We start from the raw sequence: 24083 nt of genomic DNA on the forward strand, positions 1-24083 counted from the left end.
AATCAGTAGCGCGACTACTGCTCCGCACTCCAGTTGTGATTTACGACATAAGATTGCAGGTCTTTTTTTATAAGCCTGTACGGATAGGTCAACACCTTAATCACCCAACGCCTCACCTTCACGCCGAGGGTCAGCGCCGCCACTGAGCGTCACCTTGCCCTGGGCATCCCGTGTGCGCACGATGGCTTGCACGCCGCTGGTCATCTCGATCTCGCTCAGGGCGTGGCCCTTGTCCTTGAGCGCCTGTTTCAGCGCTGGGCTGAACAGTCCAACTTCCAACTCGGTAGCACCATTGCGGCTGCCAAAGTTGGGCAGGCTGATGGCTGCCTGCGGGTCGAGCTTCCAGTCGAGCATGGCGACCAGGGATTTACTCACGTACTCGATGATTTGCGAGCCGCCGGGGGAGCCGACGGTAGCCAGCAGTTCGCCCGTGTTGCGGTCGAACACCAAGGTCGGCGCCATGGCCGAGCGTGGGCGTTTGCCCGGTTGTACGCGGTTGGCCACGGGCTGGCCGTTTTCTTCGGGAATGAACGAGAAGTCGGTCATCTGGTTGTTGAGCAAAAAGCCCTGGACCATCACATGGGAGCCGAATGCCGCTTCCACCGTGGTGGTCATCGACACGGCGCCGCCCTGGTCGTCCACCGCCACCACCTGGGAGGTAGAGATGCGCAGCGGCGAGCGGTCTGGTGCGTACGCCACCTGAATACCGGCGGGTTGGCCGGGCTTGGCGACGCCCATGCTGCGCTCGCCGATCAGCGTGGCGCGTTGTGCCAGGTAACCTGGTGCGACAAGACCAGCAACCGGGACGGGGGTGAAGTCTGCATCGGCCACGTACATCGCGCGGTCGGCAAAGGCCAGGCGCCCGGCTTCGGCGAGCAGGTGCACGGCCTCGGGTGTCGGTTCAAACCCGGCCGGCGAAGCACTCTTGACCGGTGTCATCGGGGCGATGGCCAACTGCGGGTCGCGGGTTTCCAGGGCTTGCAGTGTCCCGAGGATCTGCGCCACGGCTATCCCGCCCGAGGACGGCGGTGGCATGCCGCAGACCTTCCATTGTTTGTAGTCGGTGCACAGCGGTGCGCGTTGCTTGGCGGCGTAGCCCTTGAGGTCGGCCTGGGACAAGCTGCCGGCATTGCGATGGCCCTGCACCTTGCGTGCGATCTCCTCGGCAATCGGGCCTTGGTACAGCGCGTCCGGCCCTTCCTTGGCGATGCGCTTGAACACGGCGGCCAGTGCCGGGTTTTTCAGCAGCGTGCCGGTGGCTTTTGGCGAGCCATCGGCATTCAGGAAGTACGCCGCCATGTCGGGTGATTGCGCGATAAAGCGGTCAGCGGCGATCAAGCTGTGCAAGCGCGGGGAAATGGCGAAGCCTTGCTCCGACAGGCGAATCGCCGGCTCGAACAGCTTGGCCCACGGCAAGTGGCCGCTCTTTTTGTGCGCCATCTCCAGGGCGCGCAATACCCCTGGCGTGCCCACCGAGCGCCCGCCAATCTGCGCATCCGTGAACGCCATCGGCGTACCGTCGGCCTTCAGGAACAGACGCTCTGTCGCCCCGGCCGGTGCTGTTTCGCGGCCATCGTAAGCCTGCACGTTGTGCCCATCCCACAGCATGATGAATGCACCGCCGCCGATGCCGGAAGACTGTGGTTCCACCAGGGTCAATACCGCTTGCATGGCAATCGCCGCATCAATGGCCGAACCGCCTTGGCGCAGCATTTCACGCCCGGCTTCGGCGGCCAATGGGTTGGCGGCGGCAGCCATATGGCGCTCGGCGTGGCGGGTGCTCAGGTCGGTGCGATAGCCCGAGCCCAACTCCGGGGCCGGTGGCTGTTCATTGACCTGCGTGTGGCAGGCGGCAAGGGCCAGGGCGGCGGCGATGACTGTCAGGCTGCGGCGGGAAATCAAAAACACGCGCTGAACTCCGTTCATGGTGAGAAGGGGCTGTTGTCCTTGGGCTACTGCGTTTTACAGGTAAATCGTGCCTTGCATGTACAGCACGGCCTTGCCGGAAATAATCACCCGGTCACCCTGGAGCTCACAGCGCAACTGGCCCTTACGCTGGCCGCCTTGCTCGGCGCTCAATTGCGATTTGCCCAGGCGCTCGGCCCAGAACGGTGCCAGCGAGGTGTGCGCCGAGCCGGTAACCGGGTCTTCGTTGACCCCCACATTCGGGCCGAACCAGCGCGAGACGAAATCAAACCGCGTGCTTTTGGCGGTTACCGCAATCCCGCGTTTAGGCAGGCCCTTGAGCCGCGCGAAATCGGGTGTGAGGGCCGCTACCTGGGCTTCATCTTCCACCAGCACGATGTAGTCGTCGGTGCCAAACACCTCGGCGGTTTCAAGCCCCAGGGCGCTCAACATGCCGTGGGGCGGCTCGCAGCGTTCGGGTTTCTTGGCCGGAAAATCCATCGCCAGCTCATCGCCGTTGCGCGTTACCCGCAACTCGCCGCTACGGGTGGCAAAGCGCAACACCTGCGGGGCGTCCGCCAACTTGTGGATCAATACCCACGCGGCTGCCAACGTGGCATGGCCGCACAGGTCCACCTCCACTTGCGGGGTGAGCCAGCGCAACTCATAGACGTCGCCACGGGGTACGAAGAACGCGGTTTCCGAAAGATTGTTCTCGGCCGCAATCTGCTGCAGTTGCTCATCAGGCAGCCACTCAGTGAGTGGGCACACTGCTGCCGGGTTGCCGCCGAAGGGATGGTGGCTGAAAGCGTCGACTTGGTAGATGTCCAGTTGCATCGTGGCACTCCGTGTTTAGGGGAGGCTGGACACTAACAGTGGGGGTGGGGGGCGTCAAAATACAGTTGGGGAGTTTTTTTGCGCGCATAAAAAAACGGCCTACCTTTCGGTAAGCCGTTTTTAGTACTTGGTGGCTACACAGGGACTTGAACCCCGGACCCCAGCATTATGAATGCTATGCTCTAACCAACTGAGCTATGTAGCCAAGTGGCGCGCATTATTCGCTTGGAACGGCAATGCGTCAAGCGTTTTTGTTGAAAATTTTTCTACGCTTTCAACTGTTTAAGCCAAAGCGCTGATTTTGGCGACGGGCGGTGGCGAATGCACCGTGGATGAGGGGGAGTAGAAGAAGCTCGGTGTCTTTGAAGGTTTACTCGCGGGCCAAGTCCGACAGTGTTGGGCAGATATCCCTGTCGCCCAACGCTTGACCGGCTAATTCAACTTACGGGTGCAGTGGGGTGTGGGTGACGCGCTTGAGCTGTTCGCGTGCCCGTGACAGGCGCGAGCGCACGGTGCCGATAGGAATGTCCAGTACGTCGGCGGTGTCCTGGTAGCTGCCGTCGGTTTCCAGCGAGGCATACAACGTCCTACGCATTTCTGTGGGCAAATGATCAATCGCGCTCAGGGTATTTTCCAGTCTCCGGTTGACCTCGAATTCCCAGTCCAGGCTGTGGCTTTCTTCCTGTCCGTGCCACAGCGACTCATCGAATTCGCAATGTGCAGGCTTGGCATACAGGCGTCGAAAGTGGTTGCGGATCAGGTTTTGCGCGATACCGCACATCCAGGTACTCAGCGTCGCGGTACCACTGAAACGCTCGCGATTGCGCCAGGCTTCCAAGTATGTCAGTTGCAAAAGATCATCCGCGTCTTCCGGGTTGAGAACCCGTTTGTGAATGAAACGTCGGAGTTTTTTCTGTTGGTCGTCTGTCAGATGGAGCATGAATTGAGGCGAACTGCCACCAAGGTGAACTAAGGCTTCAATAGGGATATTCATGATTTTTCCTTAAGGTAGACGCAGTCGAAATAGTTTCGGCGTTTACCTCTTTTGCACTGCCTGTGCCAAAGGAGAATCTGCACATAACCCAATGATTTATATATATAAATACTTTAATTTCGTGGCGCTTTTGTGCAGTAATTTGCAAAAGGCACCAGGGGCTTGTGCGGGTTTTTTCACCTTGTTGGAAGAGCGAGTTTCAATGGAACCATCTGGACGGGCCTAACCACACATTGGCACTCTCTTCCTGTACTGGCCTGCCCATGAAAGTCGAATCTACCCCCGAAGTGCCAATCACCCCGCGTGTGGAGCTCCCCACCGTTAGCCCGGCCGCCAAGCCTGAGCCAGGCCAAGGTATCGATGATCTTTTCCTGCACTTCAGTCAGGAGGTTGAATCCAGCAGCCGTACGTTGGACAAACGCAAAATTGGCGTACGTGTGCCTCCTGTCCAGGCGCTCGCGCAGCTCTATGAGCAGTTGGGGCATCCGGCCCAGGAAAGCTTTGCTGCGGTAGCGCGTCGAATCAGGCTGCAATTGCTGATGCAACCCAGCATCGATAAGTTGCTGGAGGCCACTGGCGGTGATCCGGCGCGCACCTTCGTGGTACTCAAGGCGGTGTGCGAGCAGGCCGAGGCTGACGTGCGCAGCTCCGAAGCCGACCTGGCGCGGGATGCTATTGCCAAGCTGGAGGTCCGTTTCAAAGGGCAGATCCAGGCGGGCCTGAATATCGCCATGGCCTTGCAGACGGCGGGTGGCGATCCACAAGAGCGCCAGGCGCTGCGCGCGCTGTACTACGCCAGTGTGGTGACACGGCAATCCCTGGCCACCATGATGCAGGCGCTGCTGGGCGTCTACGGTGACGACCGTTTTGCACATGGCTTGAATGTGATGTCCAGCGCCCTGACGGCTGACATCGCCGCCCATGTGTCCTCCGTGCCTACGGCAATGTTGCGCACCTTGCTGGTAGGGCTGCGCAGCTGCGGTGCATTGAGCGGGGTGTTGTGCAGCTGTCGTGAGCTGGTCCAGAACCTTGCAACCGAACTGCATGCGGTAAGCCTGCTGCAACGCCTGCTGGGTTATACAAGTACCGGCATCGTGACAAATGAAGTCATGCGCCTGGCCGAAGATATGGGGGCCGGCACGTCAACACTCGTGGCGCTCAATGCGCTTTATCCGCTGTTTCTGAAATTGCCTCTGGCTTTGTGGCCGGATAGCCAGTCACGCCAAGAGGCGCTGCACAACTTTCTACTGGTGATGGACCCGCTTGCCCGCCTCGAAGGCATAAGCCCAGGCTTTCCTAATTCGAGTGTCCTGGCGTGAGCGTGCTGTCCACCGTCAATGGCGTACTGCTCAAGGTAGCTCAGCGCGCCGAGGTCTTGGGCGCCGTGGTGATCATGGCCATTGTGTTCATCTTCATCGTGCCGCTGCCTACCTGGCTGGTGGACATTCTGATTGCGCTGAATATCTGTATTTCCTGCCTGTTGATCATGCTGGCGCTGTACTTGCCCGGGCCTTTGGCGTTCTCTTCCTTCCCGTCGATTTTGTTGCTGACCACCATGTTTCGCCTGGCATTGTCGATCGCTACGACGCGCTTGATTCTGCTCGAACAGGACGCCGGCGATATCGTTGAGGCCTTCGGCAACTTCGTAGTGGGCGGCAACCTGGCTGTTGGGATGGTGATCTTCCTGATCCTCACCCTGGTCAACTTTCTGGTGATCACCAAGGGCTCTGAGCGGGTTGCCGAAGTGGCGGCGCGCTTCAGCCTGGACGCAATGCCGGGCAAGCAGATGTCCATCGACAGTGACTTGCGTGCCGGTTTGATTGACGGTGTGCAAGCGCGCGACAAGCGTGAACAGTTGTCCCGCGAGAGCCAGCTGTTCGGCGCCATGGATGGCGCGATGAAGTTCGTCAAAGGCGATGCCATTGCTGGCTTGATCATTGTGGTGGTCAACCTGCTGGGTGGGTTTTCCACGGGGATGTTCCAGCACGGTTTGAGCGCTGCCGATTCGATGGCGCTGTATTCTGTGCTGACCATCGGTGATGGCCTGATTGCGCAGATTCCCGCGCTGCTGATTTCCCTGACCGCCGGTATGATCATTACCCGCGTGGCACCGGAAGGGCGCAAGGGCATCACGAACATGGGCGCCGAGATCGCACGCCAGATGACCAGTGAGCCCAAGAGCTGGATGATCGCCTCGGTGGCCATGCTGGTGTTTGCGATCGTGCCTGGCATGCCGACCCTGGTGTTTATCCTGCTGGCGATGATGACCGGCGCCTTGGGTTATTACCTCGACCGTCGGCGCCGACGTGAAGCGCAGCCAGAAGCTGAAGCCGTCGAAGCCATGCGGCCTGAAGAAAATGGCAAAGAAGACCTGCGCGGGTTTGATCCGTCCCGGCCTTATCTGTTGCAGTTTCCCTCGGCCCTGCGCGGCACGCCTGAGGTGACCGATCTTATTCACGGCATCCGCCAGGTTCGAAATTCCCTGGTTGCCAATATCGGCCTGACATTGCCGCCGTTTGAGGTCGAGATCGATGACTCGCTGGCCGATGATGAAATGCGCTTCTGCGTTCATGAAGTGCCAATGGTCAAGGCGTCGGTGGTCCAGCGCGTTGCCGTAGAGCGCAGCGCCCTGACGGTTGAGCCTGAGCATGGCATACCGGGATTGGCCGAGCGTAACGAGCAGGATTGGCTCTGGCTGCCACCTGACGACCCACTGCTCAATGACGCGCAGTTGGAGCGCTTCAATGCGACGAGCCTGATCGTCGAGCGCATGAAGAAGGCGATGATGCTCAGCGGGCCACAGTTCCTGGGGATTCAGGAGAGCAAGGCGATCCTCAGTTGGCTGGAGAACAATCAACCCGAACTGGTGCAGGAGCTGCAGCGCATCATGCCGATCTCGCGCTTTTCGGCGGTGCTGCAACGCCTGGCCAGCGAAGGGGTTCCGCTGCGCGCCGTGAGGTTGATTGTCGAATCGCTGATCGAATACGGCCAGCACGAACGTGAGCCCGAAGCACTGGCTGACTATGCGCGCATTGCCCTCAAGTCGCAGATCTACCACCAGTACAGCGAGGCCGATGGGCTGCATGCCTGGCTGTTGTCACCGCAGACCGAAAACGTGTTGCGCGAGGCACTGCGTCAGACCCAGACCGGGGTGTTCTTTGCACTCGACGGCGACAATAGCGCTGCGCTGATCAACCTGCTCAACCAGGCCTTCAGTGCACGCGCAAAAATTAAAAGCGTGTTGTTGGTGGCGCAGGATTTGCGCAGCCCCTTGCGAACCTTGTTGCTTGAGGAGTTCAACCATGTACCGGTGTTGTCTTTCGCCGAGCTGGGGAGCAATTCCAAGGTCAAGGTGCTGGGGCGTTTTGACCTTGGCCAGGATGAGTTGATGCACGGGACATTGGCATGAACACATCGCTACTTGCAGAGTACGGGGGGACGTACTGATGTTCGAACTCCGAGTGTTGGATGGTTCGCATCAAGGGGCCGCGCTGCCTCTGTTTGGCGAGCAATGGAGCCTTGGCGCCAACGCGGGCGCTGACCTCTTGCTGGATGACCCTGGTGTCGCCGAGCACCATGCCCGCCTGTTATTGCTTGAAGGGCGCTGGTCAGTGCAGGCTGAAGCGGGGTTGCTGAAAAACAGCGATGGGCAAATGTTGGCGCAGATCGGCGATCTGGCACTCAACACGCCGTTTGTGATTGGCTCTGTCAGCTTGTGTGTCAGCCCTGCCGATCATCCTTGGCGCCAGGCATCGGTGCTCAAACCGCCCCAGCCGGCAACGGAACCCTTGCCCCCGGCGCCACTGCCGCTGACGCTGTCTTCCATTTCCGCGTTGCAGCAAAAACGCCTGGTAAGCCTGGTGCTGCTATGCGCCGTGATCATCGCTGCGGTTGGCATTATCTTCAGCGGTGAGCGCGAAGCCCAGGCATCGCTGATGCCGGCGGTCATTCAGAAACCTGGGTTGGACTCACCCATTGAGGTGCGCCAGCAACTCATGAGGATGCTCAACGAGCGCGAATTGCTCCAGCGTGTCAGCTTGCAGATCGTCAATGGTCAGATTGCCCTCAATGGTGTTGTTTCCCAGGATGAAGTGGAACTGATTGCGCGCATGCTCGACCGTTTTGCCGAGCAATTCGACACGGTGGTGCCGGTAATCAGTCGCGTACGGGTACGCGATGGCAGGTTACCGTTCAAGATCTTGCAGATAGTGGGCGGTCCGAATGGCCACGTGGTGCTGGAAGAAGGAACCCGCTTATTCGTGGGTGATGAAGTGGATGGTCTGCGCCTGGTTTTGATCGATAACAGCAAAGTGGTTTTCGACGGCGAGCAACGTTATGAGGTGGGCTGGTGAAGGGGGCGCTGCAGGAGCGTCTGGAGGCCTGGCAACTGAACCAGTCACAGGCGTTGAGCAGCTTCGCACCGGTGACGATGCTCGGTCGTATTCAGCGCGTGAACGGCATGCTGTTGCAATGCCGATTGCCGCAGGCCCGTATTGGCGACCTGTGCCAAGTCGAAAAAGCACCGGGCGACTACATGCTCGCCGAGATCATCGGGTTCGATCAGCGCGATGCGGTGCTCAGTGCCCTGGGCAATCTGGAAGGCGTGCGTGTAGGGGCCAGCGTTGCGCGGTTGGGGGTTCCGCATCAGGTTCGGGTCGGTGATGAGCTGTTGGGACAGGTGCTGGATGGTTTTGGTCGCCCGATTGCGGGCGATGGTGTGGGCGCGTTCGTGGAAGCGGAAATACCTGGGGCGACCACCGTGTTATGTGAGGCGCCTCTTCCTACCGAACGGCCGCGGATCAACCGTGCACTGGCCACGGGTGTGCGCTCGATTGATGGCCTGATGACCCTGGGGGAGGGGCAGCGTGTGGGGCTGTTTGCCGGTGCCGGTTGTGGCAAGACCACCTTGTTGGCCGAGATCGCCCGTAACGTGGAGTGCGATGTGATCGTATTCGGTCTCATCGGGGAGCGGGGCCGGGAGTTGCGCGAGTTTCTTGATCACGAACTGGACGAGCAGTTGCGTGCCAAGGCCGTGTTGGTGTGCGCAACGTCCGACCGCTCAAGCATGGAGCGCGCGCGTGCCGCGTTCACGGCAACCGCGCTGGCCGAAGGTTTCCGGCGTAAGGGTCAGCGTGTGCTGTTGCTGATCGACTCTCTGACCCGTTTTGCCAGGGCCCAGCGTGAAATCGGCCTGGCTGCCGGTGAACCCTTGGGGCGCGGTGGTCTGCCGCCGTCGGTCTACAGTTTGCTGCCACGCTTGGTGGAGCGTGCCGGCTTGACCCGTGAAGGCGTGATCACGGCCATCTATACAGTGCTGATCGAACAGGACTCCATGAACGATCCGGTGGCGGATGAGGTGCGCTCTCTGCTCGACGGTCATATCGTCCTGTCGCGCAAGCTGGCCGAGCGCGGCCACTACCCGGCGGTCGATGTACTGGCCAGCCTTTCGCGGATTCTGAGCAATGTCGCCGAGCCCGTGCATATCCGTGCCGGTACGGCGTTACGACGCTTGCTGTCGGCTTACCAGCAGATCGAGCTGATGCTCAAGCTAGGGGAATATCAGCCCGGCAACGATGCGCTCACCGACCTGGCAGTTGATAGTCGGCAGGCGGTGGATGGCTTTCTGCGCCAGGACTTGCGCGAACCTTCGCCGCTTGCCGCCACCATGGATCAATTGGCTGAGCTGACCGCCCATGTCCCATTCTGAAGTGTTACCGGGTGAAATCGACACTCTGCGACGTTTGCGTCGACACCGCGCTGACCGTGCCGAGCGTGCGCTGCGTGAGGCAAAACGGGCGCAGCAAGCGCTGGTCGCGCACATCCTGGAGGCGCAAGAAGTCCTCGAACAAACCCGCCTGGAAGAGGCTCGGCAATGCGCCGAGTTGTTGAGTCTGCACCAGGGGCAGGTGGTGACGTTCAAGGCGCTGAAAAACTGGAATGCCACGGAGCGGCAATTATCGGCGGGTACCCGGCGTGAAGAAGGCCAGTTGTTGCAACTCAAAGAGCGGCAGCAAGAGCAGGCTGCACAGGTCGACCACGCGCAGAAACACGTCACCTTGTGCTTGCGCCAGGTGGAAAAAATCCAAGAGTTATCTAAGTTACTGACGCAGGAGCCGATATGAAACAGGTTTCAGTTAGTCCGCCTGAACGTCCGCGTCTGCGTGAGTCTCGTGATGACCGTGCGCCTGAATTCGGCGCCCTGGTGCCTTGGGAGCAAGGACGATTCTTCGCCCGGTTGTTTAACGATGGGGGCCAGGACGGCGGGGGATATGGAACGTCTCTGAACGCAATCAAAGCCTCGGGCGATGTGGCCATGATCGAGGCGTTGACCGAGCAGTTGGCGCCGCGAATGCTCGTCGGTTCGCAATGGCCGATGATGGCGGTTTTTCACCTGGGCCGCCTGGGACGGGTCAACGCCAGTATCCGCCGGGAGCAGGGGAGCTGGAATGTCGAGCTGGACGCGGAGCAAGACAACACGGCGCGCTGGCTCAGTGGCGTACGCCAACAATGTGAGCAACGGCTGGCGGCGAGCCTGCGCCAGCCCGTCAATGTGTATCTGGCAAAATCGGCGCAGGCATGATGCTGCCACCTCTGATATTTCCCACATTCAAAGCCGATATTGCGGTTGCCCGGCAGCGGTTGGGGCAAGGGTTGTGTATGCCGTTCGAGGTCGCCGGTTCGAAAGGCGAGTTGAGAATGGAGCCTGGTACTGCTCCGGTGGGCATCCAGCCGCTTTGCTTCGAAACCGCCTGTGGAGTAGTGGCCTTCAGTGAGCCAGGACCGCAGTTAAGCCTGATGGGCGAATGCCCGGTGACGTTCGCGCAGGCCGGCAACGATCCCGACGCCTGGTTCTGGGAGTTGTTTCAGCATCATCTGAGCCCTCAGGTGCAAGCGCTGTTTGGTTACCTGCGTTTGCTGCCCGGCCCCCGCCCCTTGAACTTTGGTTGTCGACTCTGCGTGACGCTCGGCGCCTCTCGCGTCACGGGCTATCTGTGGCTGTCTGTCGAGAGCTTTCTGGCGCTATGCAAGGCGGGGCCGTGGCGGCTCAAGGCTGAGCCAATGCCGGCGCAGTTTCAGCTGGCGGTGGACGTAACGCTCGGGCGCCTGCGGTTGTCCATGCACCAACTGCGCAGCTTGCGTGCCGGTGACGTGCTGGTGCTTGAACGAGCCTTTTTCAGTGCGTCGGGAACCGGCCACGTACAGGTTGGCAAACAGCGTCTGGTGGGCTGGATCGACGCTGGATCCGGGCCGACGCGTCTTACCCTTACTTCTATCGAGGATATGTTTGTGGACGAGGATTTTGCAACACAACCCTACTCAGGGCATGAGGATGAAACCGCGGTGATGGATGTGTTCGGGCATGAACCCTTCGACGAGCTGAGCATGGCGCTCAATGTACGGTGCGGTACGCTGAACCTGACCCTCGGCGAGTTGCGCAACCTTGCGCCCGGCGCGGTGCTGGGAGTCGCCGGCTATGCCCCTGGCACTGCGGGGCTCTACTACGGCGACCGCCCCCTCGGCCAGGGCCAGTTGGTTGAAGTGGACGGGCGGCTGGGGCTGCAGATGACTCGCGTGATCTTTTCTCGATGAGTAGTTTCCAGGGAATAGATCCGGTCGTCCTGGCAATATTTCTGGGGGCATTGTCGTTGATGCCCATGCTGTTGGTCGTCTGCACGGCGTTCCTGAAGATCGTGATTGTGCTGATGATCACCCGCAATGCCATCGGTGTGCAGCAGGTGCCTCCGGGCATGGCCATCAATGGTATTGCCCTGGCGGCCACCCTGTTCATCATGGCGCCTGTAGGCTATGAGATGGCCGAGATCGTCAAGGTGTCGCCCCTGGACCTGACCAGCGTGGGCACACTTCAGCAGACGGGAATGGAGGCGATCAAACCATTGCGCACCTTCATGCTGCGCAACAGTGACCCGGATATCCTTACCCACCTGTTGGAAAATGCCATGCGCATGTGGCCGGCACAGATGGCACAGGAGGTCCAACGTGAGGACCTGATCCTGCTGGCGCCGGCCTTTGTGCTGTCACAGTTGCAGGCGGGGTTCGAAATCGGCTTCCTGATCTATATCCCTTTCATCGTGATTGACCTGATTGTCTCCAATCTCTTGTTGGCGCTGGGGATGCAAATGGTCTCGCCCATGACCATTTCCCTGCCGCTCAAATTGCTCTTGTTCGTGATGGTCTCCGGGTGGTCGCGGTTGCTCGACAGCCTGTTCCTTTCCTATCTCTGAGTGGCCTATGGAACCCATCGTATTATTCAAGCAGGGCATGTTGCTGGTAGTGATGCTGACGGCGCCGCCGCTGATTGTGGCGGTGGTGGTGGGGGTCATGACCTCCCTGGTGCAGGCGCTGATGCAGGTACAGGACCAGACGTTACCCTTTGGTATCAAGCTGGTGGCAGTGGGGATCACCCTGATCATGACCGGCCGCTGGATCGGTGTGGAGTTGATCCAGTTGATGAACGTGACCTTTGACATGATCGGTCGCTCGGCCCTGCACTGAGGTCTTGCCTGTGCTGCTATATCTTGAGTATTTGCCCAGCCTGCTGGTCGCCATGGCGCGTATCTACCCCTGTGCCTTCCTCGTGGCGGCATTCTGTTTTCAACATATACGCGGCATGCTGCGGCACACCATTGTGATGGTCATGGCACTGCTGCCTGCACCTGCCATTCACGTCATGCTGGCGGGCCAGGAATACTCGGCGCTGATGCTCGGTGGGCTGGTCTTCAAAGAGTTGGCTCTGGGATTATTGCTGGGCGTGTTGCTGTCCATGCCGTTCTGGCTGTTCGAGTCGGTTGGGGCGTTGCTGGACAACCAGCGGGGCGCCTTGGCCGGTGGGCAGCTCAACCCCTCGCTTGGGCCAGACGCGACGCCAGCCGGGCACTTGTTCAAGCAATTGGCGATTTTTCTGCTGATGACCAGCATGGGCCTTGGGGCGTTGACGCAGGTGATCTGGGACAGCTATCTGCTCTGGCCACCGACGGTGTGGTTCCCGCTGCCCGCTGCCGATGGCTTCGATGTATTTGTCGGCCTGCTGGGCGATACCTTCACGCACATGATGCTCTACGCCGCGCCCTTTATTGCAGTGCTGCTGTTGCTGGAGTTCGGCATTGCCCTGCTGGGGGTCTACAGTCAGCAATTGCAAGTGAGTACGTTGGCGCCGCCCCTCAAGAGCCTGGCGGGTATCGGAGTGCTGTTGTTGTATTTTGCGTTGCTGCAGGACCTGATCGTCGGACGCATGGGCTTGCTTAAAGACCTCAAGCACTCCCTGGGCGTGTTTTTCGAGGTCTCGCTGTCATGAGTGATTCGGGGGAAAAGAAGCACCCCGCGTCAGCCAAGAAGCTGCGCGATCAGCGTAAGAAAGGCCAAGTCGCCCAAAGCCAGGATGTGGGTAAGCTACTGGTGCTGACAGCCATCAGCGAAATCGCCTTGTTCACCGCCGAGAGCAGCTTGCAACGTTTCCAGCAGTTGATGCTGCTGCCGATCTCGCGCCTGTCCTTGCCTTTCCCGCAGGCGCTGGAAGAAGTGATGGTCGAAGGCTTGATGGTGTTTTTCTCCTTCGCCCTGCTGATGGCCGCGGTGGCGATTATCACCAAGCTGGTCAGCAGCTGGATGCAGTTCGGGATTCTGTTCGCACCGGACTCCTTGAAGCTGGACTTCAATCGTCTGAACCCGCTCAGCCAACTCAAGCAAATGTTCTCTGTCCAGTCGGTAATGAACCTGTTGATGAGCATCGTCAAGGCAACACTGCTGGGCCTGATCCTGTACGTGGTGATCTGGCCTTCCCTGGGGGTGTTGATCAATATGGCCAGCAGCGATCTGCAAAGCTACATCCTGGGATTGATCGCCCTGTTTCGCTATCTGCTGCATGCCTGTCTTGGGTTATTGCTGGTGCTGGCGCTTATCGACCTGGCGATGCAGAAGTACTTCTTTGCCAAGCGCATGCGCATGACCCAGGTCGAGGTCGTGAAAGAGTACAAGGACATGGAGGGCGATCCCCACGTGAAGGGCCAGCGCCGCGCCCTGGCACAGCAATTGGCCCAGGAGGAGCCGAAGGTCAAGCTGCCCAAGCTGGAGGAGTCCGATATGCTGGTGGTCAACCCGACGCACTTTGCCGTGGCCTTGTATTACCGCCCCGGTGAAACGCCGCTGCCCCTGCTGGTGAGCAAAGGGACTGATGATGACGCCCGTGCGTTGATCGCTCGCGCCAAAGCGGCCGATGTACCGGTGATCCAGTGCGTGTGGTTGGCCCGTACGCTGTACCCGAACAAGCTGGGGGCGACCATTCCTCGTGAAACCCTGCAGGCCGTGGCATTGATCTACCGCACCCTGCGCGAGCTTGATGATGAGGCCAAGCGTGAAACCCTGGAATTGCCGGAGCTTGATCTGCGTTGATCAGCGCCGGGTACGCGCATCCAGGGTTTCAAGGTTGGCCAACGACAACATTCGGCTGAGGAGCCTGTTGAGCAGGTTGCGCTGTGGGGGCAGTGCATGCCAGATCACCAGAGCGTCCTGTGCATCAACGTAGATAAAGCAGCCATCGAATGCCACGGCTTGCTCGAAACGCCGCTCCAGCACGTTCTGCAATTGTGAAGCTTGCAGTGCCTCGCGAGCCACGTGCAGGGCCAGGCCCTGACGGGGTCCGGCTTGCAGGCTGCTGGCCGTTACCCCCGGGCCAAGTGTCAGGTGAGCGGCAGAGCCGCCCACCAGGCTGTCGAGGAATACCTGGCGTTCATCGGCCGGGGTTCCTTGGGCGCTCATCGTTCCAGCGACACTGTCTGATAGTCCGCGCGCTCCCCGGCAGGGCCGGGTTCGACGCGCATTTGTGGAGGCCACCAGATCACCAGCTTGTCCTGGGTCGATTGCGGACGTGAGCAGGAGTCGCCCTTGCAGGTGGGCGTACAGCCGGCGACAAGCAGCGCCGCGCCGATCAGGGTGACGTACAGCAAGCGATGTTTCATGGCTTGGCCTTTTGGGTTGGAGTGATCAGGGAGGGACGGGGCACGCTGACGTGTTCATCCTTGACCACCGGACGCATGGCGATAAACACTTCTGCTTCCTCGCCAGGCTTGAGCCAGGCGCGCGGCCAGACACTCACGGCCAGGGTTTGCGACGTACTGCATTCCTTTTCGTCGATACGCACATTGCGGTTGAACTGATTGCGCAGCACCACCACGGCTACGTTGTACTGCGGGCCGGCGTACCATTGGCTGCGCTCGGTGTTCAGCGCCAGCAAGTTGCGGGTGCTGCACAAGGTGTTCAACCCCAGGGGCATCGGCGCTACCTTGAACGCTTTGGGCACTTGCCCTGCGACCAGATGCGCCAGGGTACTGATAATGTCACTGCGCTTGATCTCCGGCTGGTGAGGGTCATAGCGCCTGACCAGGGGGGTGAGAGCGGCCTGCAATTGGGCCTGGTCTGCCTGGGGCAGGTAACGTGACGGGTCGGCCTGGTCGCCGATGACGCGTGGCGTGAGGATAAACAGACGTTCGCGCCGATTGTTCTGTCGTTCAGTCGAGGAAAACAACGCCTTGCCCAATAGAGGAATATCACCCAGCAGGGGCACCTTGCTGTGCTTGTCGATGCTTTCGGTGACGTGGAAACCGCCGATCACGAGCGAGCGTTTTTCGGCCATGATGGCCTGGGTGCTGACTTTGCCTCGGCGTACATCGAAGCTGCCGGGAGTAGGGTTGGCATCTTCGAAGTTACCGTCCTCGATATCTACCAACAGCTGGATCTGATGACCGCCACGGCTCGTGATGACGCGCGGCACGACCTGGAAGCCGGTGCCCACGGTGATCGGCAGAATCGTAGCGTTTTGCCGACCGCTGGTCAGGTATTGGGTTCGGTTGAAATCAATCACCGCCGGCTGGTTTTCCAGTGTCAGCACTGACGGATTGGATACCATGGTTGCCAGGCCCTTGGCTTCCAGCGCGCGTATCTCCGCGTCGAAACGACCACGGTTTTCAATTGTCAGTTGAGCGTTGCCGGAAATCAGGTTGGATGCGCCACTGAAGCGACTGTTCTGAAAGCCCCATCTCACCCCGAATTCGCGCAGTTGCGTGCGCTCGATGTCGAGGATGATTGCATCGATTTCCACCAGTTTGCGTGCCACGTCGAGTTGAGTGATCAGTTCGCGATACATCGCCTGCCGTTCCGGCACGTCATAAATCAGGATGGCGTTATTGCGCAAGTCGGCTTCGACGCGGATACGGGCTGGGCTGACCGGGGCACGTGGGGTGATTGACATGCCTGTATCGGTAGAGCCGTTCAGCCCGGTTGTCGCGGTGGAGCCGAGCATTTGCCCCAGCAACGGGTTGCTCAAGCGTGGAACCACGGGCGTAATGAACGCGGGCTGGGTGATGGAGCGTTGAGCCTGTGCCGAAGAGGTCGAGGTTGAGGTTGAGCGCGGTTCCAGAAGCCCTCGTAGCATGGTGGCTACACCGGGGATGGTGATTTTTTCGTTGCGGTATTCCATTTGGCGGTCCGCCGCGCTGGCGAATTTCAGTGGGTAGCTCAACACGCTCTGTTTTTCATCCGCGGAACGGCGCTGGCTGCTGAAACGCTTGATTTGTTCGATATAAACTTTCGGGCCGGAGACCAGCACAACACCGTCTTCCGGCAACTCGCCCCAGCCGAAACGACTGTCGAGCAAGCCTATATCGGTCAGCGCTTGCTTGAGGTCTGCGATGGTCTCGGAAGAGACTTCCAGGCGTGCGGACTCTTGCTGGTCCAGGGTGCTGATATAAAGGGTGTTGTTGTACATGTACCATTGGAAACGGTGTTCGACCCCCAACCGGTCGAGCAATGACTGTGGCGTATTCGCGCGTATCTTGCCGTTGACGTTACCTTCGAGCAGCCCTTCGACCTGAAGCTGAGTACCAAATGTCTGGGCAAAATCTTCCAGCACTTCGCGCACCGGTTTGTGCTGGGCTTCATAAGCGTAGGCCGTGTTTTTCCATTCGGGAGGAATTGCGGCCAGCGCGCTATCCAGTGGCAGCAGCCACCCAGGCAGCATGATGAGCCAACACCAGGCGGCGCGGTGGGTCGAAGCAGGTACGTGAGGGCGCAAGCGTTTGTGCTTGTCGTTTTTGTCAGGCATGGGAAAGTCTCTGATTAGTGCGATATCGAGCGCAGCGACGTGGGTATGAATGTGCGTACAGGCCGCGCCTGGCGCGCGACAATGGCGCGCCAGGTGTCGCGTTGGTTGAGAAGGGATTCGAGACACTTCGCCAGCTGCTCGCCGTGCCCCCTCTCCACACATTGAATAAGCCAAAGCGCACCGGTGGTCGGCGCCAATGCCACTGCGCCGTGAAAATAGCTCAGGCTGGGGCCTCCCAGACGCATCCAGGTGCGCAGCTGGGCTTTGTCTTCGTCCGCTTTGGTCAACTGAACCTTTACCAGCAGTCTGTTCGAAACGCGTTGAAAGATGATTTCGTCGTCGTTCTCAAACAAAGTCAGCTGCCCTTCGTGGCCATTCAGCCAATCGGCAAGGAGTGCTTGCAACTTATTGCACGCCGTCCAGCGCTGTTTTGAGCAACGTATGCCTGGAGCGCGTGTGTTCGTTGAACGCGATAAGAGAGAGCTTCTGTTGCTTCACGAGGTCGCTGAAATATTCGATATCTGCATCGAGCGCAACCGGATCTTTATAGGCTGTATTCACTCGCTTGATATCAGCCTGAACTTGCTTCAATAGATGGTTTTTCAGGTTTCCGTGAAAGTCCATGATTTTTACTCCAGATGTGTCTGAACTGTGTGGCGGGTTGTTTGCCACCAGTTCCATCGGCAGACATCTTTTTAAAGATATCGCCTGCCTCTACCGCTATGTCCTACTCGCCTGTAAACAATATTTCTCGCATCGAGGCCCAGTCGATACGAAAATCGCCTTCATCTGTTTCCAGTAGCAGTGATTGAGGTTTGATCTGGTCATCGGGGCGAAGCTTCCAGGGTGTAGAGCCCAACCGGGCCAAGGCTTGGGCTATCTGCTCATGCTCGCGCGGGTGGCAAACCAAGGTTGCCTTGATAGGTGGAATTTGCGTCGCTACCAACTGTTTGACCAATGCCGAAAGACGCTTTGGGGGAGGCACTTCTTCCAACAGGCAGTGGAAGGCTCGGTTGGCAATGGATGTTGCGTAGTGTTCGAGGCTGTCACACATCGTCTGGCGTTGGCGCTCCCACGCGCTGAGTTGCGCGTGGGCACGTGACCAGAAGTCGAGGCGGGCCTGCTCGAGCATTTCTTCGCGATGCTCAGCCGCCTGGCGCAGCAACTCTTCAGCTTGGGTCTGTGCGCTACCCAGCAACTGCGCGGACTGAACGCAATCGGCGAGCATCTCCCGGGTAATCAATACTTTTGGCTGCCCGCAAGCGCCGTTGTGCAATTCGATTTTGCGTAGGGTCAACATAGACAATGCTCTGGCGTGTTGCAGTTAACGACGATTTGTTTCGCTGCCCGTTGCTTCGATACGCCAGACAATCGCCTGCCACAGCGTATTGAGCCGGCCATGCGCGTCGTCGAGTGGCAGGTGAGTGGTTTCAAGCGCCTGCACCCGGTCAGGGGGCAAGCGCAGCCGAAGACGTTGCCAGACAGCAGGCTCAACCCACGCCCTCAGCAATTGCAGTGGATCATTCTCCGGCTGCAACAGGGCGTCAGGGTGCAGGGCCTTTGCAAGGCGCTCACACCACTTGCGGTGTTCATCGTACAAGGGGCTGTCGACGTTGGGATGGCACGTAAGCTCCAGTAGCGCTATCGCCAGATCGAACTGCTCTCGTGAAGCCAGGGCCAAACCAAGCACCGTTGCACAGGGAGGGGGAGGTAGGCACGGTTCGATGCCCAACGCTGCACACGCCAGTGCGGGTTGGCTGCGACACAGGGCGGGTAATGCGTGGTAGGCCTGGGCGCTGGTCGCATCCGGGTGCGAAAACCGCCACGGACTGGCCCACCATTGGGCCCAGGCCAGATGATCACTCATTCGGTAGATGCGCTGGGGCTGACAGGATCCTGCCTTGATCGTTGGCCTCGTATGCGCCAGAACAACGCAGCGAAGAGCGTCAGTATCGCGCCGATAACCAACAAGCTGACAGTGGTACGCCAAAAACCGATGTCTTCCTCGGGAACCAGGAACGGACCGAAATAGCTCAGGCGCTGTTGCTCTTGGTAAGCCGCTGCCGGCACAAAAACCACCGTGAGCTTCTGCGCGTTATCCAATGCAGTGGTCATGCCGGGAATACTACTGGATACCATCCTGCGTACGCGCGCCCGGATGCTGTCGGGCTCCAGTCGCGGGTCATGCTTGATGAACACCGAGGCGGAGGCGGGTTGGACGGGCTCACCGGGAGCCACGCGTTCGGGCAACACCACGTGCACGCGAGCGACGATGACGCCATCGATGTTTGACAGTGTCGCCTCCAACTCCTGGGACAGTGCATAGATATACCGGGCACGCTCTTCCAGTGGGGTAGAGATGACGCCCTCCTTGCGGAAGGTGTCACCCAGTGTGGCACGGGCGACCTTCGGCAATCCGACCGCTTCCAGTGTGCGAACGGCGCGGCTGATATCGGCTGCATTGACACGCACCACGACGCCGTCCTTGGCAGGCACTTTTTGTGCGCGTATGTGTTTGTCAGCCAGTTCTGCGATGACCTCATTGGCATCCTGCTCGGAGAGTTGGCGATGCAGTTCGACACTTTCGCCGCAGCCGCCCAGTATCAGCGTCAGCGAGAAAACTAATCCGATGGATAGAAAACGAATCATTTTTTCCTACTGCAGGTTGCTGACTTTTTCTAGGCACTGCGCGCCCTTGCCGACGCACTTCACCAGGGTTTGGGTCAGCAGTACGGAGTCTGAAAGATGGGAGGCATAGTTAAGCCGATTTTTCTCTTTGAACTCATTGTTGAAGTCTTTCAGGCCTCGACTCATGCCACTTCTTGCCTTGTCCAGATGCTGCAAAGCGTCGGTCAGGGCATTCGATGATGACGTGGCGGTGGCCCGTTGCATCGACGGTTCCAATAACGAGCTGAAAAAGCTCACGTCTTCGCCGTGGTGTGTAGGTTGGGTAGGGGGCCTGCGAGCTGTGAGGCCGTTTTGATATTCGTGTAATACATCGACTTCTTTTATCTGCATATAGACCTCCTGGGGAAACCGCCCTTTGGTGACAAAGGGCGGTAATGCTATTTAGCGCATCGCGTCGATGTTCTTTTTCTTCTCAGAGATCTTGAAGGCTTCAATACTTTCCTTCAGGGATTCGCGAACCGCTGCTTTCCTTTCTGCTTTAAGGTCTTCGTTTTCGCCGCCGCCGGAGCTTTGGACAGGGACTTGATAGGTTTGCGGGTTAATGCCAGAAACACTCATAGTGATACTCCAATATCTAAGAAATGGTGTTTGAGTCTTGATATGTAGTTGCAATATTGTTGCTTCCAATAGGCACTAAATATATCAGGCTCATCCTTGTGTGGTTCTGGGGCGAATATGGTTCCAGCTTTTACTTGAAGGGTGTATCTGGGGATTTCTTCGGTGCCTGTGGCCTGCGCAGCGGGTTACTGTATGTCTAGTTGTTTCATTCGATAGTAAAGCGTTCTCTTCGCCATCCCCAACTCTACAGCCACCTCGTCCACACAGTAGGTATGACGACGCAACGACTCTTCAATCAGAGCTTTCTCGATTTGTTGCAGGCGTTCTTTCAGGTTGATTGGCTCGTTTGTAACGTTCGAGGGGGAGCTTGATAACGGCGCCAGACCCAGCACGAAACGTTTGGCAGTGGAGCGCAGCTCACGCACATTCCCCAGCCATGGGTGGCACAGCAACTGTTGCACCAACTCGCTGCACAGGTTTGGGGCGAGACACTTATAGTGCTCGGCTTCCTCTTGAATCATATTCAGGAACAACGGGACGATTCGGTCACGGCGATTGCGCAGCGGAGGCAGATTGATATTTACGACGTTAAGGCGGAAATACAGGTCGCGCCTGAACCTTCCCTGCTCGACCATCTCATGCAGGGATTGCTGCGCAGAGGCGATGACTCGCATGTCTACCGGGATAAACCGGGTTGAGCCCAGCCGTTCCACACCCCTTGATTCCAGTACCCGTAGCAGTTTGGCTTGCATGGAGAGCGGCATACTGTCGATTTCATCCAGATACAAGGTACCCAGGTGAGCGGCTTCGATAAAACCCGCACGTGATTGCACTGCTCCGGTATAGGCGCCGCTGTTGACGCCGAACAGTTGGCTCTCTGCGAGGCTTTCCGGGATGGCGGCGCAGTTCACGGCGACAAAATGACCTCGTCGCCCCGATAAACGATGGATCCGTTGGGCCAAGGTATCCTTGCCCGTCCCCGTCTCTCCTAATAATAGAATGTCAATATCGAGCGCCGCAGTACTCTTGAGCGTACGCTCGATGTCCAAGGCTTCAACAGAGGGGAGGTATGTCTCATTTGTTATTTTGTAAGAGGCTGACATAGTCCGGGTACTCCACTATCGCTATCACTTCACTGTTGATAGAACGCTGTTGGCGTACGGCCAGTAGAACGCAAATAATCAAAAAAGTCATCGTGGCTGTGAGTATGAAAATGCTGCAGGAGAATGTGTGAAATATTAACTATGTCAGTGCGCTGTATTATTCAAGTGCTTTAGTGTTGGTTATTGAGCGTTTAGTGTAGGAGAAGACTTAAGAGTTGAGGGATTCATCGTTCAAATGGATCGCCGGATCTGGATGATTAAGGTTTCTATGTAGAGGGCCTTTAGTTGAGCGGTAGATAGAAATAGGAGGCAACAAAAAACCGACGCAATGCGTCGGTTTCTTGTATCGGGCAGGGTGTTCAGCTAACGCTTATACGTTGAAGCGGAAGTGCATCACATCGCCGTCTTTAACAATGTAGTCCTTGCCTTCCAGGCGCCATTTACCGGCTTCCTTGGCACCCGCTTCACCCTTGAACTGGATGAAGTCGTTGTAGGCGATCACTTCGGCGCGGATGAAGCCTTTTTCGAAGTCGGTGTGGATCACGCCGGCGGCCTGTGGCGCAGTGGCACCCACCTTGACGGTCCAGGCGCGGACTTCTTCGACGCCGGCGGTGAAGTAGGTCTGCAGGTTGAGCATTTCGTAGCCGGCGCGGATCACGCGGTTCAGGCCAGGCTCTTCCAGGCCCAGGGCCTCGAGGAACATGTCCTTTTCTTCGCCGTCATCGAGCTCAGCGATTTCCGCTTCGATCTTGTTGCACACCGGAACAACGATGGCACCTTCTTCGTCGGCAATGGCCTTGACCACGTCGAGCAGCGGGTTGTTCTCGAAGCCGTCTTCGGCAACGTTGGCGATGTACATCACAGGCTTGGTGGTCAGCAGGTGGAAGCCCTTGATCACGGCCTTCTCGTCTGCGCCCATGTTCTTCATCAGGCTGCGCGCTGGCTTGCCTTCGGTGAAGTGCGCGATCAGTTGCTCCAGCAAGCCCTTTTGGACCACTGCATCCTTGTCGCCGCCCTTGGCGTTACGCGCGACTTTCTGCAGTTGCTTCTCGCAGCTGTCGAGGTCGGCGAAGATCAGTTCCAGGTCGATGATCTCGATGTCGCGTTTCGGGTCGACGCTGTTGGAGACGTGAATCACGTTCTCGTCTTCAAAGCAACGGACCACGTGGGCGATGGCATCGGTTTCGCGGATGTTGGCCAGGAACTTGTTGCCCAGGCCTTCACCTTTCGAGGCGCCGGCGACGAGGCCCGCGATGTCGACGAACTCCATGGTGGTCGGCAGGATGCGCTTGGGATTGACGATGGCCGACAGTGCGTCAAGACGCGGGTCCGGCATCGGCACAATGCCGCTGTTGGGTTCGATGGTGCAGAAGGGGAAGTTCTCCGCCGCAATACCGGACTTGGTCAGGGCGTTGAACAGGGTGGATTTGCCGACGTTGGGCAGGCCGACGATGCCGCAATTGAATCCCATGGTGTTTCCCCTCGGTAAGAGTCAGGCCTTCTGGCTGTGCAGGTTTTTCATCGCACGGTTCCATTCACCGGCGAAGATATCCGGCAGCACGCCGAGGGCAAAATCGATGCTGGCATCGAGTTTTTCCTGTTCGGCGCGTGGCGCACGACCCAGGACGAAATTTGAAACCATACTGGCAACGCCTGGGTGGCCAATGCCGAGCCGCAGACGGTAAAAATTATTCTGATTGCCCAACTGCGCGATGATGTCGCGCAGGCCATTGTGCCCACCATGCCCGCCGCCGAGCTTGAGCTTGGCTACGCCGGGTGGCAGGTCCAGTTCGTCATGGGCCACCAGGATTTCTTCGGGTTTGATCCGAAAGAAGCCCGCAAGCGCCGCGACAGCCTGGCCGCTGCGGTTCATGTAGGTGGTGGGAATCAGTAGACGAACATCCTGACCCTGGTGCGAAAAGCGCCCGGTCAGGCCAAAATATTTGCGATCGGCCACCAGGTTGATGCCTTGGGCGTGGGCGATACGCTCAACAAAAAGGGCCCCCGCGTTATGCCGGGTCTGTTCGTATTCGGCGCCTGGATTTCCCAGGCCAACGATCAGTTTAATGGCAGTCACGACAGGGGCCCTTCCTTTGGAGTTGTGGATAACATCGCCGTACCCGTGTGCGGCGAAAGTGGACGACACTACATCATTTACTCAAGAGTAAACGCCGCGTTATCGCCCGCTTTCTCGCTACGTTTCGGTCCGCGATGTTTCCTCAAGCTCCGGCAATACAGAGTGAATTACTCTGCAGCGCCTTCTTCAGCTTCTTCTGGAGCAACGCGTGGAGCGTGAACGTTGGCAACAGCTTTGTCATCACCGTGAGCCAGTGCGACAAACTCAACGCCTTTAGGAGCCTTGAGGTCGGACAGGTGAACGATGGCGCCGATTTCCAGAGCCGACAGGTCGACTTCGATGAACTCAGGCAGGTCTTTCGGCAGGCAGGTCACTTCGATTTCGTTCAGGACGTGAGAGATCTCGCCGCCTTTCTTGACCGGAGCTTCTTCACCCACAAAGTGCACAGGCACGATGGCGGTCAGTTTCTGGCCAGCTACAACGCGAACGAAGTCAGCGTGCATGATGAACTGCTTGGAAGGGTGACGCTGCATCGCTTTAACGATGACGTTCTGCTTGGCGCCGTCGACGTTCAGCTCGATAACGTGGCTGTAGGCAGCTTCGTTTTCGAACAGCTTGGCGATTTCCTTGGCCAGGATGGTCACGGATTCAGCAGGCTTGTTACCACCGTAGACAACGGCTGGAATGTTGGCGGCGTGACGCAGGCGGCGGCTCGCACCTTTCCCCAGGTCAGTACGCGCTTGGGCGTTCAGAGTAAATTCGTTCATGTTGTATCTCCAAAATAGCCATCATCGGGGGGCGTTTGCG

28 protein-coding genes and 1 tRNA gene are annotated in these 24083 nt (G+C 58.5%); 11 read left to right on the forward strand and 18 right to left on the reverse strand.

From position 1 onward, the window contains the following. Positions 1-96: 96 nt before the first annotated feature. From ggt to ACWHXD_RS03540, 4 genes are all read right to left on the reverse strand, one after another. Positions 97-1926, reverse strand: a complete 1830-nt coding sequence (gene ggt, locus ACWHXD_RS03525; protein WP_138761235.1) for a gamma-glutamyltransferase — start codon at positions 1924-1926, stop codon at positions 97-99. 36 nt (positions 1927-1962) lie between these two features. Beyond that, positions 1963-2742, reverse strand: a complete 780-nt coding sequence (locus tag ACWHXD_RS03530) for a PhzF family phenazine biosynthesis protein (RefSeq protein ID WP_138761236.1) — start codon at positions 2740-2742, stop codon at positions 1963-1965. A 128-nt stretch (positions 2743-2870) separates the two neighbouring features. Beyond that, positions 2871-2947 (reverse strand) — tRNA-Met (locus ACWHXD_RS03535). A 237-nt stretch (positions 2948-3184) separates the two neighbouring features. Beyond that, positions 3185-3736 carry an RNA polymerase sigma factor gene (locus tag ACWHXD_RS03540; RefSeq protein ID WP_032893686.1) on the reverse strand — a complete coding sequence of 184 codons (552 nt, stop codon included), beginning with the start codon at positions 3734-3736 and terminating at the stop codon, positions 3185-3187. A gap of 263 nt (positions 3737-3999) precedes the next feature. On the opposite strand from ACWHXD_RS03540, the gene ACWHXD_RS03545 reads away from it, so the two are divergent. Genes ACWHXD_RS03545 through sctU form a run of 11 tightly spaced genes read left to right on the forward strand, consistent with a single transcriptional unit; the run spans position 4000 to position 14143 of the window. Then, positions 4000-5055, forward strand: a complete 1056-nt coding sequence (locus ACWHXD_RS03545) for a TyeA family type III secretion system gatekeeper subunit (RefSeq protein ID WP_138761249.1) — start codon at positions 4000-4002, stop codon at positions 5053-5055. Continuing rightward, on the forward strand, positions 5052-7145 hold the full coding sequence (sctV, locus tag ACWHXD_RS03550) for a type III secretion system export apparatus subunit SctV (RefSeq protein ID WP_032893684.1): 2094 nt from the start codon (positions 5052-5054) through the stop codon (positions 7143-7145). Before ACWHXD_RS03545 ends, sctV begins: the two co-directional genes overlap by 4 nt. Positions 7146-7182: 37 nt before the next feature. Then, a complete protein-coding gene (locus tag ACWHXD_RS03555) occupies positions 7183-8088 on the forward strand; it encodes an FHA domain-containing protein (protein ID WP_138761250.1) in 906 nt (301 codons plus the stop codon). Beyond that, positions 8085-9443 (forward strand): FliI/YscN family ATPase, encoded by a 1359-nt coding sequence (locus ACWHXD_RS03560; protein WP_138761251.1) that lies wholly within the window; start codon positions 8085-8087, stop codon positions 9441-9443. The genes ACWHXD_RS03555 and ACWHXD_RS03560 overlap by 4 nt, the downstream gene beginning before the upstream one ends. Beyond that, entirely contained in the window at positions 9430-9858 is a 429-nt protein-coding gene (sctO, locus tag ACWHXD_RS03565; protein ID WP_032893681.1) for a type III secretion system stalk subunit SctO, read from the forward strand. Before ACWHXD_RS03560 ends, sctO begins: the two co-directional genes overlap by 14 nt. Continuing rightward, the gene (locus tag ACWHXD_RS03570; protein ID WP_138761252.1) at positions 9855-10316 is read left to right on the forward strand and encodes a type III secretion system HrpP C-terminal domain-containing protein; all 462 of its coding nucleotides are present in this window, start codon (positions 9855-9857) and stop codon (positions 10314-10316) included. Before sctO ends, ACWHXD_RS03570 begins: the two co-directional genes overlap by 4 nt. Continuing rightward, positions 10313-11326: a FliM/FliN family flagellar motor switch protein gene (locus ACWHXD_RS03575; protein WP_138761253.1), complete on the forward strand. Its 1014-nt coding sequence runs from the start codon at positions 10313-10315 to the stop codon at positions 11324-11326. Before ACWHXD_RS03570 ends, ACWHXD_RS03575 begins: the two co-directional genes overlap by 4 nt. Further along, on the forward strand, positions 11323-11979 hold the full coding sequence (sctR, locus tag ACWHXD_RS03580) for a type III secretion system export apparatus subunit SctR (protein WP_032893678.1): 657 nt from the start codon (positions 11323-11325) through the stop codon (positions 11977-11979). The genes ACWHXD_RS03575 and sctR overlap by 4 nt, the downstream gene beginning before the upstream one ends. 7 nt (positions 11980-11986) lie before the next feature. Beyond that, a complete protein-coding gene (gene sctS, locus ACWHXD_RS03585) occupies positions 11987-12250 on the forward strand; it encodes a type III secretion system export apparatus subunit SctS (protein ID WP_003188329.1) in 264 nt (87 codons plus the stop codon). A gap of 10 nt (positions 12251-12260) precedes the next feature. Further along, positions 12261-13049, forward strand: coding sequence for a type III secretion system export apparatus subunit SctT (gene sctT, locus ACWHXD_RS03590; protein ID WP_032893677.1), 789 nt, complete (start codon positions 12261-12263; stop codon positions 13047-13049). After that, complete coding sequence (gene sctU / locus ACWHXD_RS03595) at positions 13046-14143, forward strand: type III secretion system export apparatus subunit SctU (protein ID WP_138761254.1); 1098 nt, start codon at positions 13046-13048, stop codon at positions 14141-14143. The genes sctT and sctU overlap by 4 nt, the downstream gene beginning before the upstream one ends. On the opposite strand, the gene ACWHXD_RS03600 is transcribed toward sctU, so the two are convergent. The 14 genes from ACWHXD_RS03600 to ACWHXD_RS03665 form a co-directional block, all read right to left on the reverse strand. Beyond that, on the reverse strand, positions 14144-14509 hold the full coding sequence (locus tag ACWHXD_RS03600; protein WP_032893675.1) for a hypothetical protein: 366 nt from the start codon (positions 14507-14509) through the stop codon (positions 14144-14146). It abuts the gene before it with no gap. Continuing rightward, positions 14506-14709 (reverse strand): HrpT family type III secretion system protein, encoded by a 204-nt coding sequence (gene hrpT, locus ACWHXD_RS03605; RefSeq protein ID WP_032893674.1) that lies wholly within the window; start codon positions 14707-14709, stop codon positions 14506-14508. Before hrpT ends, ACWHXD_RS03600 begins: the two co-directional genes overlap by 4 nt. Further along, positions 14706-16850, reverse strand: a complete 2145-nt coding sequence (sctC, locus tag ACWHXD_RS03610; protein WP_032893673.1) for a type III secretion system outer membrane ring subunit SctC — start codon at positions 16848-16850, stop codon at positions 14706-14708. The genes hrpT and sctC overlap by 4 nt, the downstream gene beginning before the upstream one ends. Positions 16851-16864: 14 nt before the next feature. Next, a complete protein-coding gene (locus ACWHXD_RS03615) occupies positions 16865-17254 on the reverse strand; it encodes a type III secretion system chaperone (protein WP_138761255.1) in 390 nt (129 codons plus the stop codon). Position 17255: 1 nt separating this feature from the next. Next, positions 17256-17531, reverse strand: coding sequence for a hypothetical protein (locus ACWHXD_RS03620; protein ID WP_138761256.1), 276 nt, complete (start codon positions 17529-17531; stop codon positions 17256-17258). A 46-nt stretch (positions 17532-17577) separates the two neighbouring features. Next, complete coding sequence (gene sctL / locus ACWHXD_RS03625; RefSeq protein ID WP_098949627.1) at positions 17578-18150, reverse strand: type III secretion system stator protein SctL; 573 nt, start codon at positions 18148-18150, stop codon at positions 17578-17580. Positions 18151-18174: 24 nt separating this feature from the next. Then, positions 18175-18717 carry a hypothetical protein gene (locus ACWHXD_RS03630; protein ID WP_084570972.1) on the reverse strand — a complete coding sequence of 181 codons (543 nt, stop codon included), beginning with the start codon at positions 18715-18717 and terminating at the stop codon, positions 18175-18177. Next, positions 18714-19499: a type III secretion system inner membrane ring lipoprotein SctJ gene (gene sctJ, locus ACWHXD_RS03635; protein ID WP_138761257.1), complete on the reverse strand. Its 786-nt coding sequence runs from the start codon at positions 19497-19499 to the stop codon at positions 18714-18716. Before sctJ ends, ACWHXD_RS03630 begins: the two co-directional genes overlap by 4 nt. A 6-nt stretch (positions 19500-19505) precedes the next feature. Continuing rightward, positions 19506-19868: an EscI/YscI/HrpB family type III secretion system inner rod protein gene (locus ACWHXD_RS03640; RefSeq protein WP_238344532.1), complete on the reverse strand. Its 363-nt coding sequence runs from the start codon at positions 19866-19868 to the stop codon at positions 19506-19508. 51 nt (positions 19869-19919) lie between these two features. Continuing rightward, a complete protein-coding gene (locus tag ACWHXD_RS03645; protein WP_032893666.1) occupies positions 19920-20096 on the reverse strand; it encodes a hypothetical protein in 177 nt (58 codons plus the stop codon). A 185-nt stretch (positions 20097-20281) separates the two neighbouring features. Then, positions 20282-21199, reverse strand: a complete 918-nt coding sequence (locus ACWHXD_RS03650; RefSeq protein ID WP_032893665.1) for a sigma 54-interacting transcriptional regulator — start codon at positions 21197-21199, stop codon at positions 20282-20284. A gap of 370 nt (positions 21200-21569) precedes the next feature. Beyond that, on the reverse strand, positions 21570-22670 hold the full coding sequence (gene ychF, locus ACWHXD_RS03655) for a redox-regulated ATPase YchF (protein WP_032893664.1): 1101 nt from the start codon (positions 22668-22670) through the stop codon (positions 21570-21572). 21 nt (positions 22671-22691) lie between these two features. Continuing rightward, positions 22692-23276, reverse strand: a complete 585-nt coding sequence (pth, locus tag ACWHXD_RS03660) for an aminoacyl-tRNA hydrolase (RefSeq protein WP_003188350.1) — start codon at positions 23274-23276, stop codon at positions 22692-22694. A 167-nt stretch (positions 23277-23443) separates the two neighbouring features. Further along, positions 23444-24043: a 50S ribosomal protein L25/general stress protein Ctc gene (locus ACWHXD_RS03665; RefSeq protein ID WP_003188351.1), complete on the reverse strand. Its 600-nt coding sequence runs from the start codon at positions 24041-24043 to the stop codon at positions 23444-23446. Positions 24044-24083 lie beyond the last annotated feature (40 nt).

It is taken from the genome of Pseudomonas fjordensis, assembly GCF_976987115.1.